This window comes from Sphingobacterium psychroaquaticum, from assembly GCF_900177625.1.
GTDB classification, from domain to species: Bacteria; Bacteroidota; Bacteroidia; order Sphingobacteriales; family Sphingobacteriaceae; genus Sphingobacterium; species Sphingobacterium psychroaquaticum.
Genome location: NZ_FXAU01000003.1, coordinates 451,932 through 468,088 on the forward strand (window position 1 = coordinate 451,932; position 16,157 = coordinate 468,088).

Sequence of the window (16,157 nt, forward strand, 5' to 3'; positions counted from 1 at the left end):
TCGAACCCGAGGGTACTCATCCCTTAACACTATTGCATAAAAAAAGTCCAATCTTGTGGATTGAACTTCTCTTTATTTTTCTGCGGAGAGTGAGGGATTCGAACCCCCGGACCTGTGACAGTCAACAGTTTTCAAGACTGCCGCATTCGACCACTCTGCCAACTCTCCGCCACAAAAGTAGAAATTCTGAGCTGATCTGCAAAACATATTTGTGCATCGAGGCATTAGGCTTTGAAAATGAGGAAGATTAATTTTTAAAAGGCTTAAATATTTCTTTTAAAACCGCCATTAAACAGCATTTAACCTAGTAAATTGTTCGTGAAACGCATTTTTATTCCGGTTTGAAAGTTGTTAATTGTCTTAAAAATTTCCTTTAAAGTGGCTTTTTCTATTTTTGTCAGACTACTTATTCGGATATAGTTGTCTGCTTCGCTTTTTTCCACCATAATCTGATTTGCCTGATTTCGTAGACGCAGCGCCATCAGGTAGTAATAGGATTGATGTAATTCATCATATTGTGCTTGCTTAAACACTTCAAGCTTCACTAACGCCTGAAGTCGCTCGCCTGTATTTTCTTGATAGATACGATTTTTAAGTGCATAGACACGGACCAGGTCGACAATTGGGGTCATCGCTTTCTTGATATTGAATACTGCTTCCTTACCAATAGTTTGTGTTTTGATCGTATTAAAGAATGTTAAAGGGGGCTCATACTGCAAAGCATTCTTGGCAATGTAAGCGAAAAAGCGATCGTTTGGCTTCTGTAGCTCCTCATTGAGGAAAATTTTAAGATCATCGATTATGCCTTGGTCTCCATAGAGAAGGCGACAATCAAAGAAGGTCGAAAACTTAATGGCGTTTTCAGGAACTGTTTCTTCGATCCATTGCTTATAGTTCCTTTTCCAGTGGGAGAGAGAATGTGTCCAATCGGGGTTGCTGGCCATATAACCACCTGTGCAATAAACGAAACCAATATCGTTTAGGTAATCAGAAACCTTGGTCGCAAAATCAAGGAAATACGCTCGGACGGTTTCCCGCTGTTCATTGGCTTTGTCTTCATAGATAATGGCATTATCTTGGTCTGTCTTTAAAGTCTGCTCTTTGCGACCCTCACTACCCGTCACCATATAGACAAATTTGGCCGGTGGGGGGCCGACTTCTTGGATCACCTTTTCGATCACCTTAACGGCAATAGTATCAGCGATGGTCGTAATGACCTGATTGGTTATTTCGGCGTGTACGCCGCGCCCCAGGAGCTGGTTGATGATTTCGGGGACATACTGCCATTTTTGACGTAATTCGTCAATTGTCTCTGCTAATTTTACGGATTGAATAAAGACCAACGGAGATTGACCTTGTTCACTCAAAAGTCGATTACGACTTAAAAAACCAACGTAATCACCGTTTTTTTCAACCAAGAGATAGCGTGTTTTTGTACGAAACATCATAAGGACAGCTTCATAAAGATAGGCCTGATGGGATATGCTAACGATTGGATTGTCCATTACCTCTGCGATAGGAGTTTGTGGATTCATTTGAGCTGCGATTACTTTATCACGCAGGGTGATGTCGGTTGCGTAACCAATAATATGTCCTTCTGTATCCTTTATAAAGAGGCAGCTGACCCTCTTTTGTGCCATAAGCTGCGCTGCTTCAAAAATTGGAGTATTCAGCGGGCAGGCTACAATATCTTTATAAATGATGCCGTCTATTCGACGAGAGTATAGTTGTTCGGCTGCGATGTAGCTGGCCTCAAAGGATGCCGGTGCTTTTACGAAGTGGGAAAATTCATCATTTAACATGCGCGCACCGTAATCGGAGGTGTAGAATTGAAAAAAATCCTCATTCGAATTACACAATTCAAGAAACTCTTTGCTTGGCAATTTATAAACGACAGTTCCTTTTTTTGCCATAACTGATTTCAAGGCCTTTGTTCGATTGAGCAATACCGAGATTCCTCCGAAACAATACGCCTCGCTATGACGTTCTATCATCCGTCGATTTTCGGAACCGTCAAAAAAGAAAGTTTCATATTCTCCTTTACTGATGATGTCGACTCCTGCCATGTCTGTTACACCTTGCCGATAGGCAAGTGTATCTTTACTGTAGGTAACTTTTGTAAGTGCTTCTGCTAAACTATATAGTAAACTGTCGGGTAAACGGTCATAAGGTTTGGTTTTTCGGAGAAGATCAACTAATGAATGCATAAATTGAAGATTAAGGAATAACTTTGTCAACCGACTTAAAGGTGAATTTTTTGTTGAATTTTTCGTTTTGCTCTACGATATGTCGTTCTGTTATGGTGTGGTTGTTGTACAGGTGAAGGTAGCATCTTGCAGCAGCTTCAGCATCATAAATAGCATTGTGTAACCCCGTAGCAGCGCTCGAAAAGAGATGTGTATAAAGTTGGTCTAAACGAAGATAATCGGATTGTCGACGGATCGCGTATATCGCGCTTTTGAGCATAGTACAAAAAAATAGAGACTCAAGAAAGGGATTTTTTAACTTGCATTGTGTATATGCCGCTACAAGAACTTGGATATCAAGTTCCACAAAATGCCCAATAATTAAAGGATTGAACTTTTTTAAATCATGAGCGAATTTTCGAAGAATATCTTTTCGACGTTTCCCATTTTTCTTTAAGAAATCAAGGGTAATGCCATGTATTTTCTCAGATTCTGGAGAGATGGCAATATCGGATTCGTAAATGTAATAATTGCAGCGCTTAACTTCTTCCTGCTGTGGATTAACAACGATCCATGCGAGTTGAATGACCTGTGGCCAGTTGGTCGTGTCATTATATGGACGATCCCAACGAAGAGGAAGTCCCGTTGTTTCGGTATCTATAAAGAGTAGGTTTTGTTCCAAGAGGTTAAATGTATAATTACGAAACTAAAACTAGTAAAATTTATATACATCTACTATGTTTGGCCGTCAAAAAAGCTAAAGGACGGAAGCAAGTTTCTTGAGCCCTTCTTCAAGCTCATCATTCGTTAGCGCCGCAAAACCTAAACGAAAACCATAAGTCACACCATCTGAACCATATTGCTTCATTCCCGCAATTTTTACGCCTTTATCTATCAGTTGACGACTGAGTCGTGTCCAATCAATTTGTTTTTTTGGTACGATCCAAAAGGCTAATCCACCTTCGGGAACTTGATAGGTTATTTTATCACGTAGATAGGTTTCTAATAATCGTACGGTATAATCTCTCTTTTCTTTATAATGTGATGTGGCCTTTTTGATATGGCGTTTTAACGTGCCATCTTTCATTAACTGAAGTATGGCTTGCTCCATAATACTGTCACTCTGTACATCAATTAGTTTGCGAAGCGCAATGATTTTGGACATTAAAGCCGTATCGTTGGTTGCTAAATAACCGGTGCGCAAAGCGGGGGCAACGACTTTACTTAAAGTTCCAATGTAGATGTAGTTCCTCAAATTAGAATCACTAGCGAGGGGCATGATCGGTCTATAACCATAATGAAATTCATTGTCATAGTCATCTTCAATTATAGTAAAACTATAACTATTGGATAACTTTACTAGCGCTAAGCGACGTTGTAAACTCAACGGTACAGTGGTGGGATATTGACGATGCGGAGTGGTGTAGACCGCTTTGATCTTTGTGCCATTTTTCAGAAGTGTTGCGAGCTTATCTACCTGTAGTCCTTTTTCGTCGACAGGTATCGGTATTAGCGTAACACCAACGTGAGCCAAAGTATGCCATGCAGGACTGTATCCCGGATCTTCCACAACGACACAGTCTCCTTTTTTGAACATACATTGTGCAGCTAAGTAAATTGCCATTTGACTGCCACGTGTAACGCATAGCATTTCTTCTTTTAGATGCATGCCCCGCTGATGGTTCAGCATTTGTGTTAACGCCGACCTAAATTCGGGATCGCCTTGCGCATTTCCGTAACGCAACATTTGCCATTTTCCTTGACGCGTAAAAATCTGGCGGTAAGCACGAGCTAACTCTGCGCTCGGGGCTATCTTGCTGTCTGGGTTCCCATCATCAAAAATAAGGTAAGGAATTGTCTCTTTTCTATCTTCCGCTGGTGTAGAGTGAGGAGCCCGCGGTATCGTAGTAGGTTTCTCCTTCATGGAGATATCGGCAATAAAGGTGCCTTTACGTTCCTCGCTACGCAGCCAGCCTTCGTAATGTAATACATTGAGTGCCTCTACAATCGTGTTCCGGTTTACAGACAATAATTGCGATAGTGGACGGCTACCAGGTAAAGGGTCGCCAGCTTTAAGGCGACCAGATTGTATGGCCGCAACAATGGCATCGGCAATCTGAAGGTATAAAGCTTTGCTCGATTGAGGTTCTAAGGTGATTTCTAATTTCCAAGGTCGTAACATCTGGACTGCTTTATTGTTGTTTATTTGTGTTGCAAAGATAGTCCAATGAGGGTAGAATAGTGGTGGCAGTTCTTATTTTTAGTCATACGTGTGTAAGGTCGAGGCGAGAAGTGATGTTTAAGATACATTCTGGTACGATAAGAGCGGACTGGATCAGCTATTTTTTTTACAAACTGTACCAGCATGCATGGGGTGATAATAGCTTAAATCCATTACATTTGAATAAATTTTATAATGGACTTTAATAAACAACCTACGCTGACGGGAAATAAAGTTGTGCTTGAACCGCTGCTTGCGGACGACTTTGAATCTTTATATGCTGTCGCTTCAGACCCGCTGATATGGGAACAACATCCCAATAAAGACAGGTGGCAAGCGTCTGTTTTTCGTAACTTCTTTACTGGAGCACTAGCGAGTAATGGGGCTTTCAAAGTGCTGGATAAGGATAGTGGCGCGGTGTTGGGAAGTAGTCGGTTTTATAATTACGATGAAGAAACGGATAGTATATTTATTGGGTATACGTTTTATGGTTTAAAATCATGGGGTAAAGGTATAAATCAGGAAGTTAAAACGCTGATGTTAAACTATGCATTTAGGTTTGTGTCCGCTGTGTATTTCCATGTTGGTGCAGAGAACAAGCGTTCGCAAATCGCTATGGAGAGACTTTCTGCAAAAAAGATTAAAGAGGAAGTTGTTGCCTATTTCGGTGAGGCTTCACGGCTTAATTTTGTATATCAGATCGAAAAAGAGGACTGGGAAAATAAACCGCTGTAAAAGAGAGAGAGAATGAATATTGCAGATTTTTTAATTAGTGACAAGAGTGAAATCCCTTTAGCGGATGTGGTGTTAAGTGCTGAAAACAGGAATGCAATAACACAATTGATTAAGGAAAATCAATATGTAGCAGAATTGCAGCAATACGGGCTTCCTGTAAACAATAAGGTGTTACTATACGGGAGTTCAGGCTGTGGTAAAACGACAACAGCGAAAGCAATCGCTCATGCTTTGGGTAAGCCTTTGTTTATTTTGAATTTAAGCCAGATTGTTTCGGCTCGAATAGGTGAGACCTCCCAGAATTTAAAAGCTGTTTTCGACAAAGCGGCACGAGATCGCGCCATTTTATTTCTAGATGAATTTGATCAGATCGGGAAAGCGCGTGGGAGTGATGATAAAGATGTTGGGGAAATGAGGCGCCTGGTAAATACACTGATACAGCTTATAGATTATTTCCCAGAAAAAGCTTTATTAATCTGTGCGACCAATCACGTAGAAATTATCGATCACGCCTTACTGCGACGGTTTCAGGTTAAAATTACTTACAGCATGCCTGGTGAGGTTGAATTGGACCAATATTATGACGACTTGTTGCAGACTTTTCCGCAGGATATGCAGTCTATCGATCGGACGTATAATATATCTTATGCAGAGGCGAAGGATAAGGCATTTACGCAGCTGAAAAGGAAACTTATTGATCGTTTAGATAACGTTTCTGAACTGATTGGTTAATAATCTAGTAATGGTTTATATTTTGTGATGAAATCGGGAGTGTTTTGTTTACGGATCAAAACAAGTGTACGGGAATACTTGTTATGGTAAGTAGGTGCATTAGCAGAAGTTAACGCACGTTTTACTAAATAAAAGAATCATGAATAAAACAATAGGCATAATTGCAGGTAGCTTACGAAAAGAATCATTCTCAAAGAAAGTTGCCAATTTACTCCTTGAGATGGCACCTAAAGGCTTTTCGTTTAAGATTATTTCGATAGCTGATTTAGATATGTACAACCAAGATTTTGATGACCATGACAGGGTTCCTGAGTCTTTTATTGTGTTTCGTTCGGCTATACGTGGAGTGGATGGGGTTATCTTTGTGACACCGGAGTATAATCGGTCGGTGCCAGCCGTGCTAAAAAATGCCGTCGATGTCGGTTCCCGACCCTATGGTAAAAGTGTATGGGATGGCAAACCAGCAGCCGTATTTAGTAATGCTCCAGGTAATCTTTCTGGTTTTGGTGCAAATCATCATTTAAGGCAAAGTTTGGTCTTTCTCAATATGCCAACCATGCAACAACCAGAAGTGTATTTAGCCAATATACATCAGTGTATAGACCAAGCCGGTAATATTACAGATAAACGTGTGGTGGACTATTTGAAGGGAGCTGTGGATGCTTACATCACTTGGTTTAAAGAAATTGTAGCGTAATTAAAAGGGGTTGATCTAAATGACGCAACCCCTCTTCTTTATCTATTTAACGTGTATCCCACGGTCCATTCAATAAAATCTGCTTTACCTTTATGGGCCTTAATAGACACACCGGCATTTAAGTTTTTATAGACGTAATAGCGCGCTCCAGCTCGAAGAAAAATTCGTTGAATTTCTCCATTAAACTCTTGTTTGTGTACGTAATAGCCGACGTTACCATTAAGAACGAGGTCGTTATTGAGCACATGCACGAGGTAGAAGGATGGCCCACCTGATAGTTTTGCACTCAGTTTCCCTTTTTCATCGCCAGCTATATCATCGTTATTGCCAGACGCAGAGTAAAACACGTCGAAACCTCCTCCCATACGCCATTTGTGAGAAACATGCTTACTCACATAGGTACTAAAAGTAGATTTAAAAAAGCGACGATCATGGTCTCGCTCGATCTGCTTCCAGCCAACGCCATAGTTTAGGTGTATATATAATTTATCTGTGTACGCTTTTATATCATGCTTATCGGGTAGAACGGAGCCGCCTCCAGGTTGGTAGGTCAGGGAAGCCGTTAATGGAAATAGGTTCACTCCTTTATTCGGTAGCTTTAATGCACCATTAGAAAAATGGTGGAAGGCCAAACCTACTCCTGTGCGCCATTCCGGTGTGAGTTTATACTGTGCCCGAATGCCTAGATCGATATAAACATTGTTTTTAGCTCCGATAACAAGGTTCAAGGGGTTTGTTTCCTCATCATACGGTCTAAAATTACCTGATATTCCCAGCCCTATGCGGTAATCGAACTCCCATTTTTTATTATGAAGGTTTCCAAATGGCGTTTGTACAAAACCATAAATGGCATAAGGACTACCCAATATTTCAGTGTTGAAAGTACTACTATAAAAACCAATCCCGTAAATGGGGTTGTTATAGAGTTTAAAGTATTGATCATCCGACTTTTGAATCTTCCAACCCACTTTCAGGTTTACACCATTATAGTACGCGCTCTGAAAGGTCGTATTTTTGACCTCTTTTGAGGCGAGGATACCCCCATTTTCTACTTCAATTTCGATGATCAAAGGGTTTCGGACAGGGGTGTTCCGTATTGTGCTGTCCACTTGTGCGGTAGCCTGTTGTAAAAAAATAAAGGTTGTACAAATACTAAATAGTAATTTTTTCGACGTAAAGATGTAATATTCCATAAATTTGGCCACAAAAATACCAAAATTTTAAGAGAGTGTCTGTCTTCATAGTGCATGATTTTAGTCACATTCTCTATTGCATAACAACAAAAACCTCCGGTATGTTTAATTTTTTGATGATTGCATTTTGTTTACTTGCCGGTTACTTGGTAAGGCGCTTTAAATTAGTGCCATCGGATAGCTATAAAGCCATTAATATATGGGTAATTTATATTGGATTACCAGCTACAGCATTTAAGTATCTGCCTACTTTAGCATGGGACAATACCTTGTTGGTTGCGGTGGTTGCGCCGATGCTCATTCTTTTGGGCTCTGTGATGTTTGTCAAGGTTTTGGGGCGTTTTTTGCGCTTGTCTAAACGGACCGCGCACACGCTCATGCTTGTCTCTGGATTGAGTAACACCTCCTTTGTCGGCTTTCCGCTTGTAGCGAGCTATTTCGGCGAGGATCAGGTACGTTGGGCGATTATCTGTGATCAAGTTACTTTTATGCTTCTTTCTACTGTAGGTATTGTTATTGCACTACGGGGCGGACTAGGTCCAAGAGGGGCGATTTCTTTTCGGCCTATAGCGAAACGCGTTTTTTCTTTCCCTCCCTTGATCGGCTGTTTACTCGCACTCTCTATACCTCGCTTCATAAATATAGACACGCTGTCGCCCTTCTTCCATCAATTGGCATCGACGGTTTCTCCATTGGCACTTTTTTCTATTGGCATGCAAATGAGCTTTACATTTTATCGATCCGAAGTGGTAACCATGTCTTTATCGTTATGCTATAAGCTTCTTTTAGGGCCAGCACTCCTTGTTCTTCTTTTTTATTTACTAGATCTAAAAGGAGATGTCGTACGTATTACCGCGTTTGAAATGGCTATGCCCAGTTTGGTGGCCACGAGTATGGTATTGCAAGAATTTAAACTGAATGTTAAGCTCGGAAATGCTATTATTGGGGTCAGTATCATTTTAGGCTTATTGACCACTTGGGGCTTTTTTGTACTTACGCAAACGTTTTTGTAACTAATTTATTGCAAAACTATCTTAGTGTACTTTTAACATTATAATTTCTATATTTAACCACAATTTATAAAGTCTAGATTAATGAGTATAAACTTAGTAAAAAAGGGGAGTTTGGCTTTTGCCTTGTTAGCGACCTCTTTTTTGGCTACCGGCCAGCAGAAACATGCACGTTATGTACAGAAATTAACGGGTACAGATTTAGAGTTCTCCATGGAAGCGATTCCGGGTGGAGAGTTTGCTATGGGAAGTGCGAAATCGGCAAAACAAGATGAAAAACCTGTTCATAAAGTTAAAATCAGCCCCTTCTGGATGAGTACCTTTGAGGTTACTTGGAACTTATACGAACCTTTTGTCTATAAGGATCTCGAAGTAACGAAAACAACAGATGGAAAAGTAAGTGATAAGGTCGATGCAGTGACACGACCGACTAAACCGTATCTGGATATGACTTTCGGTATGGGAAAAGAGGGGCACCCGGCTTTAGCGATGACTCACTATAATGCTATTCAGTTTTGTAAGTGGCTTTATGTGCGTACCGGAGTATTCTATCGTCTTCCAACGGAAGCGGAATGGGAATATGCTTGTCGTGCTGGATCAACTTCGGAATACTATTTCGGTGAAGATGCTACGAAGTTAAACGATTATGCTTGGTTTTCAGAAAATAGTAACGGTCAAACATCAGTTGTAGGTAAGAAAAAACCAAATGCCTGGGGTTTATATGATATGCTCGGGAACGTTGCCGAATGGACTTTTGATCAGTACAAAGAGGATTTCTATAAACAATTTGAAGGTAAAGTAGCAGATAACCCTGTTTCAGTACCAACCTCGCTTTACCCGCATAGTGTGCGTGGTGGGTCTTTTGAGAGCAAGCCCGCAGACCTTAGATCGGCTTCGCGTTTGGCGTCTGATCCTTTTTGGAAACAATTGGATCCACAGATCCCTAAATCTAATTGGTGGTTTCCTGAAGCCCCATTTGTAGGACTCCGTTTAGTCCGTCCGGCAAAAGCGCCTTCACACGAGGAAATTATGGCTTATTATGATAAAGCACCGATTAAAGATTTTTAGTAAACTATCTAAACCTAACATAAGTACAATGGAAAGCTTAAAAAGAAGAGAATTTATTAAGGCCAGTTCGGCCGTAGCTGGCGCGACAGTGCTGGCGGCATCGCCCGTAAGCAGTGTTTTTGCAGCTGGTTCTGACGTAATCAAGATTGCATTAATTGGTTGTGGCGGTCGTGGTACAGGGGCAACTTTTGATGCTTTTGCTTCCGGGCAAAATATCAAGTTGGTAGCTATGGCTGATGCTTTTAAAGATAATCTAGATTCAACGTATAACACATTAAAAGAAAAATTTGGAGATAAAGTTGATGTTCCAGATAGCCGTAAGTATGTAGGCTTTGATGGTTATAAAGAAGCTATTAAAGATGCGGATGTGGTGTTGTTAACGACGCCTCCGGGTTTCCGCCCTCAACATTTTGAAGAAGCGGTGAAGCAAGGAAAACACGTCTTCATGGAGAAGGCTGTGGCGGTAGATATCCCGGGTGTACGTCGTGTATTGGCTGCTGCGGAAATCGCGAAGTCGAAAAAGTTAAATGTTGTAGTTGGCTTGCAACGTCGTTACCAGACAAACTATAGAGAGGGAATCAAACGCATTCATGATGGTGCTATTGGGGATGTGGTTTCTGGACAAGTATATTGGAATAGTGGCGGTGTGTGGGTGCGCCCGCGTAAACCGGGACAAACGGAGATGGAATACCAAATGCGTAACTGGTATTATTTCAACTGGTTATGTGGGGATCATATCGTGGAACAGCACGTCCATAATATTGATATCGCAAACTGGGTTAAAGGTAAATATCCGGTTTCAATCCAGGGAACGGGTAGTCGTGCGCACAGAACGGCGAAGGAATACGGCGAGATTTATGATAACTTCGCAATTGAGCTTACCTACGATGATGGTTCAGTAGTTTATAGTCAATGTCGTCACTTCGAAGGGATTTCGAATCGTGTTGATGAAACATTCCAAGGTACAAAAGGACGTGTATATCTATCGGCTGGTAATCAAGCGGTATTATGGGATGCCAAAGGAAACGAAATTTACAGACATGACCCGAAAGGAAATCCTAATGCGTATCAACAAGAGCATAAGGAGCTTTTTGAAGCGATTGCTAAAGGAGAATATAAGTTCAACGATGCAGAGTATGGTGCATACAGTACATTAACTGGTGTTATTGGACGCATTGCATGTTATACAGGTAAAGTAATTAAGTGGGATAAAGCGTTGGAGTCTACTGTCGACTTAATGCCGACAACATACGCATGGGATGCGATGCCAAAGATTTTACCTAATGCAGCGGGAGAGTACCCAGTTCCAATGCCAGGCAAAAATACGGAACTTTATATCTAGGCTTTGATAAGACTATTTTTGATATATAGTTTTTTGTGTTTAGGTTGTTGTGCTTTTGCGCAACAACCTAAATACCTTTTGGAGGGTAGGGCTCAAGGAACGACTTATAGGATTATTTATCAACATCCTACAGCGGTTGTCCAGAAACAAGATATCGATAGTATATTACACGCTATCGATTTATCGATGTCTATATACAAAAAAGAGTCTTTGATTTCTTCCTTTAATAAGGCAACGACCCGCGAGATAGAAATGGATGGGATGATGCGTGATGTTGTGTGTCGCTCGTTCGATATAAATAAGCAATCTAAAGGGATGTTTGATCTTACCGTAAAGCCATTAGTCTCCTTGTGGGGTTTTGGGCCTGAACGTATTCGCCAATGGCCGACACAAGGGCAGATTGATAGTGTGATGGAATTTGTTGGGATGGATAAATTAAAGGTCAAAGGAAAGCGATTGCTGAAAAAGAGGAACGAAGTATCGATTGATGTGAATGGTATTGCACAAGGATATTCCGTAGATGTATTAGCTCGTTTTCTGGATAAACAACATGTAACGAGTTATATGGTGGAGTTGGGCGGAGAGATCAAAACCAAAGGTCGGAAAGAAGGGGGAGAGACCTATAAAGTAGCAATAGAGCGACCGGAGGGGGATGTAGAATCATCGTTTGTGTTGAGTCTTTTTAATAAAGCTGTAACGACCTCTGGAAATTATCGAAAGGCATTTGATGTGGACGGGAAAAAGGTTCACCATCATATCAATCCATATGACGGCTATCCACTTCAAAATAATATTGCGAGTGTTACCGTGATCGCGGAGACAGCGATGGATGCCGATGCATATGACAACGTATTTATGGCACTCCCTGTTGCAGAAGGATTGAAGTTAGCTAATTCCATTAGAAACCTCGAGTTATATATCATCTATAAGGAAGGTGATCTCTTTCGGGAGGCATTTTCGACCGGTTTTAAAAAATATATTCAAGAGTAACCAAGTTTATAAACAAATATGAAACGATCAGATTTTATTAAAAATGGGGCCGCATTGTTGGGAAGTACAGTTTTGTTAAATAACCAGACTATGGCAAATGAGCAATTGACAAAAAATGCAACAAATGCGACGTTTAAACTAGATTATGCACCACATCAAGGCATGTTTTCTGCAACAGCAGGAAAAAATTTCTTAGATGAGATTAAGTATATGTATGACCTAGGCTTTCGTAGCATTGAAGATAACGGTATGCCGGGGCGTTCGGTAGAAGACCAAACAAAGGTTGGCGAACTGCTCGCGAAATTAGGTATGCGTATGGGCGTCTTTGTTGTTCCTAAAGGAGGAAATGGTGCGAATACATTGGCTGCAGGAAAGAAAGAGCATGTTGATATTTTTCTAAATGGTATTCGTCAGTCAATCGAAATAGCGAAGCGTGTCAATGCGAAGTGGATTACTGTTGTGCCGGGGGATTATCAACGTAACCTTCCTATCGGTGTACAGACAGCTAATGTTATTGAAGGATTAAAGCGCGGTGCTGAACTCTTAGAACCACATGGTGTTACCATGGTTTTGGAGCCTTTAAGTGATACGCCGGATCTCTTTTTGCGTTATACCGATCAAACGTACGAAATATGTAAGGCGGTGGGAAGTCCATCATGTAAGATCCTTTACGATGCATACCACCAACAAAAGAATGAAGGTAATCTTATTAATCTAATGAATTTGTGTTGGAGCGAGATTGCGTATGTACAGGTCGGTGATAATCCGGGTCGTCGAGAACCAACGACAGGAGAAATCAATTATAAAAATGTCTTTAAGTGGTTAAAAGAGAAAGGGTACACCGGTATTGTAGGTATGGAGCACGGTATGTCTAAATCAGGTGTAGAAGGAGAAAAGGCTTTGGTTGCAGCGTATCGTGAAGTGGATAACTTTTAAACGCAAACCAATTTAGGAAACAAAAATTTTTTTATTTAGTGAGAAGTAGATATATTTATCTCTTATAAACCTATAATCTAATGTCAGTATCAATAAGATTCAAACTATCATTTATGATGTTTCTCGAATTTTTTATTTGGGGAGCATGGTTCGTAACATTGGGAACGTTCCTGATTCAAAATTTGAAAGCTTCTCAGTACGAGATTGCTAATGTGTTTTCAACACAGTCTTTGGGAGCTATTATAGCGCCTTTTATCATTGGAATGATTGCTGATAGATACTTCAATGCAGAACGTATCTTAGGTATTTTGCATATAGTTGGAGCTTTTTTAATGTTCCAAATGTATAATACCAGTGATGTGACCGTCTTTTATCCGTATGTGTTGAGCTACATGATTCTTTTTATGCCAACGTTATCTCTGGTAAACTCGGTATCTTTCCGTCAGCTTACGAACCCTGAAAAACAGTTCTCAAGTATTCGTGTATGGGGAACAATAGGTTGGATCATTGCCGGATTAACGATTAGTTTCCTAGGCTGGGATTCTGCTGAAGGAGCTGCTGTAGGCGCATTGAAAAACACTTTTTTGATGGCATCTATCGCATCCTTGATTTTAGGATTATTTTCGTTTATCCTTCCTAAAACACCTCCGGTGAAGGTTACTGCAGATGAGAAGCCATCTTTTGCTTCTATGATAGGTCTGGATGCCATTAAGCTGTTGAAGGACAAAAACTACCTTATTTTCTTTGTTTCTTCGATTCTAATCTGTATTCCGCTTGCTTTCTATTACCAAAATGCAAATTCGTTTTTAGTGGAAATTGGCTTGACGAATGCAACAGGAAAGATGGCGATAGGTCAGGTGTCTGAAGCGGTTTTCTTGCTCCTTCTTCCTGTTTTATTTGTACGTTTTGGTTTCAAGAAAACGATTATGATTGGTATGTTGGCCTGGGTAGTACGCTATTTATTATTTGCGTACGGAAATGCTAGTGACTTATCTTTCATGCTTATTTTAGGTATTGCTTTACACGGTATCTGTTATGATTTCTTTTTTGTATCAGGACAGATTTATACGGATAGCAAAGCTGGTGTTAAATACAAAAGTGCAGCACAAGGACTTATTACGTTAGCAACCTACGGTATCGGACAACTGATCGGTTTCTGGGTAGCCGGGTATATCGGTGAGAAGTATCAAGATATTAAAGCAACAGATGTAGCAGCCTTCTGGCAACAGACATGGATTGTACCTGCGGGTATTGCTTTTGTTGTATTGATTATTTTCTTGGTTTTGTTTAAAGACGAGAAAGTAGAAACAAAAAGTGTAAACGATTAAAACAAACTAAACTAATATAGAAGAGATATGGCAGATAATGTTTATGATGCAATTGTTATTGGATCTGGAATAAGTGGGGGGTGGGCAGCCAAAGAGCTGACTGAGAAAGGGCTAAAAACAATTATGTTAGAGCGTGGTCGCAATGTTGAACACGTAAAAGATTACCACGCAAATAAAAACACGTGGGAGTACGAGCACCGTGGTGGTCGTACCAAACAAATGGAGGCTGATTATCCCGTACTTAAGCGGGACTATCCATTGAATGAGAAAAACCTTGATTTTTGGGTGAATGAAAAAGAAAGCCCATATACCGAGACAAAACGTTTCGACTGGTTTCGTGGATACCATGTTGGTGGTAGATCCTTAATGTGGGGCCGTCAGAGCTACCGTTTTTCGGATTTAGATTTTGAAGCAAATGCTAAAGATGGACACGGTACGGATTGGCCTATTCGCTACGCGGATATGGCACCTTGGTATAGCTACGCGGAAAAATGGGCTGGTATTTCTGGTAACAGAGATGGGCTAGCTGTATTGCCTGATGGTGATTTTCTACCTGCGATGGATTTCAACGTGGTAGAAAAAGATCTAGCTGCCCGCTTGAAACAAGAGTATGGAGGTAAACGTCACTTTATCATGGGGCGGACAGCAAATATTACAAAACCACACCACGGCCGTATTAACTGTCAGTATCAAAATCAATGTTGGTTAGGTTGTAACTTCGGTGGATATTTCAGTACACAATCTTCGACATTGCCTCCTGCAGTGGCTACTGGAAACTTGACACTTCGTCCGTTTTCTATCGTGACGAAAATTATCTATGATAAGGATACACAAAAGGCAAAAGGAGTAGAGATTGTTGATGCAGAAACAAATAAGACCTATGAGTTCTTTGCAAAAGTAATTTTTGTTTGTGCTTCTGCCTTTAACTCCACATGGGTATTGATGAACTCAGCAACTGATGTTTGGGAAGGTGGACTGGGAAGTAGTTCAGGTGAGCTGGGCCACAACGCAATGGATCACCATTTCCGCTTAGGGGCTGGAGGCCGTGTGGAAGGTTACGAAGATAAATATATCTTTGGACGTCGTCCAACAGGTTTATATGTGCCACGTTTTGTAAATGTTGAAGGAGATACCAAGAAACGAGATTATGTTCGCGGTTTTGGTTATCAAGGGGCAGCAAGTCGTGGACGCTGGCAAGGTGAGGTCGCTGAAATGAGTGTTGGAGGCGACTGGAAGGACGCCATGCTTGAGGCAGGTGATTGGTCTATTGGTTTTACCGCTTTCGGTGAGATTTTACCTTATCACGAAAACCGTATCTTCTTGGATAAAGACAAAAAAGATAAATGGGGCTTGCCTGTGTTATCCATGGATATGGAAATCAAGGATAACGAAAAGAAAATGCGCGTCGATATGACGGCAGAGATGAAAGAGATGTTAGAGAAGATTGGTGTGAAGGATGTGTATACGTTTGAAAATGAATATGGTTTCGGACAAGGTATCCACGAGATGGGAACGGCACGTATGGGAACGGATCCGAAAAATTCGGTATTAAATAAACATAACCAGGTTTGGGATGCAAAGAATGTTTTTGTGACCGATGGTGCTGCGATGGCATCGGGAGCTTGTGTAAACCCGTCCCTTACCTATATGGCTATGACGGCACGTGCAGTAAACTTTGCCGTTGAAGAACTTAAAAAAGGTAACCTTTAATAACCAGCT

At 40.8% G+C, this 16,157-nt stretch carries 14 protein-coding genes and 1 tRNA gene; 10 read left to right on the forward strand and 5 right to left on the reverse strand.

The annotated features are described in order from the left end of the window. Positions 1-83: 83 nt before the first annotated feature. The 4 genes from B9Y69_RS10265 to pdxR form a co-directional block, all read right to left on the reverse strand. Positions 84-168: transfer RNA gene (locus tag B9Y69_RS10265), tRNA-Ser, on the reverse strand. A 131-nt stretch (positions 169-299) separates the two neighbouring features. Beyond that, positions 300-2,207 carry a DUF294 nucleotidyltransferase-like domain-containing protein gene (locus tag B9Y69_RS10270; protein ID WP_085473048.1) on the reverse strand — a complete coding sequence of 636 codons (1,908 nt, stop codon included), beginning with the start codon at positions 2,205-2,207 and terminating at the stop codon, positions 300-302. 10 nt (positions 2,208-2,217) lie between these two features. Continuing rightward, positions 2,218-2,868, reverse strand: coding sequence for a 3'-5' exonuclease (locus tag B9Y69_RS10275; RefSeq protein ID WP_085472849.1), 651 nt, complete (start codon positions 2,866-2,868; stop codon positions 2,218-2,220). 75 nt (positions 2,869-2,943) lie between these two features. After that, on the reverse strand, positions 2,944-4,368 hold the full coding sequence (gene pdxR, locus B9Y69_RS10280; protein WP_085472850.1) for a MocR-like pyridoxine biosynthesis transcription factor PdxR: 1,425 nt from the start codon (positions 4,366-4,368) through the stop codon (positions 2,944-2,946). Between the two features lie 234 nt (positions 4,369-4,602). Between pdxR and B9Y69_RS10285 the strand changes: the two genes are divergently transcribed. From B9Y69_RS10285 to B9Y69_RS10295, 3 genes are all read left to right on the forward strand, one after another. Further along, complete coding sequence (locus B9Y69_RS10285) at positions 4,603-5,142, forward strand: GNAT family N-acetyltransferase (RefSeq protein WP_085472851.1); 540 nt, start codon at positions 4,603-4,605, stop codon at positions 5,140-5,142. Positions 5,143-5,154: 12 nt separating this feature from the next. Next, positions 5,155-5,874, forward strand: coding sequence for an AAA family ATPase (locus B9Y69_RS10290; protein ID WP_085472852.1), 720 nt, complete (start codon positions 5,155-5,157; stop codon positions 5,872-5,874). Positions 5,875-6,013: 139 nt separating this feature from the next. Further along, positions 6,014-6,571 (forward strand): NADPH-dependent FMN reductase, encoded by a 558-nt coding sequence (locus B9Y69_RS10295; RefSeq protein ID WP_085472853.1) that lies wholly within the window; start codon positions 6,014-6,016, stop codon positions 6,569-6,571. Positions 6,572-6,609: 38 nt separating this feature from the next. On the opposite strand, the gene B9Y69_RS10300 is transcribed toward B9Y69_RS10295, so the two are convergent. Then, complete coding sequence (locus B9Y69_RS10300) at positions 6,610-7,764, reverse strand: acyloxyacyl hydrolase (RefSeq protein WP_085472854.1); 1,155 nt, start codon at positions 7,762-7,764, stop codon at positions 6,610-6,612. 101 nt (positions 7,765-7,865) lie between these two features. Here B9Y69_RS10300 and B9Y69_RS10305 point away from each other — a divergent pair, with 101 nt between their 5' ends. The 7 genes from B9Y69_RS10305 to B9Y69_RS10335 all read left to right on the forward strand — a co-directional run bounded on the left by B9Y69_RS10305 (position 7,866) and on the right by B9Y69_RS10335 (position 16,148). Further along, the gene (locus B9Y69_RS10305; RefSeq protein ID WP_085472855.1) at positions 7,866-8,777 is read left to right on the forward strand and encodes an AEC family transporter; all 912 of its coding nucleotides are present in this window, start codon (positions 7,866-7,868) and stop codon (positions 8,775-8,777) included. An 81-nt stretch (positions 8,778-8,858) separates the two neighbouring features. After that, positions 8,859-9,842 (forward strand): formylglycine-generating enzyme family protein, encoded by a 984-nt coding sequence (locus B9Y69_RS10310; RefSeq protein WP_085472856.1) that lies wholly within the window; start codon positions 8,859-8,861, stop codon positions 9,840-9,842. A gap of 28 nt (positions 9,843-9,870) precedes the next feature. After that, positions 9,871-11,184, forward strand: coding sequence for a Gfo/Idh/MocA family protein (locus B9Y69_RS10315; protein WP_085472857.1), 1,314 nt, complete (start codon positions 9,871-9,873; stop codon positions 11,182-11,184). Between the two features lie 33 nt (positions 11,185-11,217). Further along, positions 11,218-12,174, forward strand: coding sequence for an FAD:protein FMN transferase (locus tag B9Y69_RS10320; RefSeq protein ID WP_234991205.1), 957 nt, complete (start codon positions 11,218-11,220; stop codon positions 12,172-12,174). Positions 12,175-12,192: 18 nt separating this feature from the next. Further along, positions 12,193-13,110, forward strand: coding sequence for a hydroxypyruvate isomerase family protein (locus B9Y69_RS10325; protein ID WP_085472859.1), 918 nt, complete (start codon positions 12,193-12,195; stop codon positions 13,108-13,110). Positions 13,111-13,190: 80 nt separating this feature from the next. Then, positions 13,191-14,438: an MFS transporter gene (locus tag B9Y69_RS10330; protein WP_085472860.1), complete on the forward strand. Its 1,248-nt coding sequence runs from the start codon at positions 13,191-13,193 to the stop codon at positions 14,436-14,438. Positions 14,439-14,465: 27 nt separating this feature from the next. Next, a complete protein-coding gene (locus B9Y69_RS10335; protein ID WP_085472861.1) occupies positions 14,466-16,148 on the forward strand; it encodes a GMC oxidoreductase in 1,683 nt (560 codons plus the stop codon). Positions 16,149-16,157 lie beyond the last annotated feature (9 nt).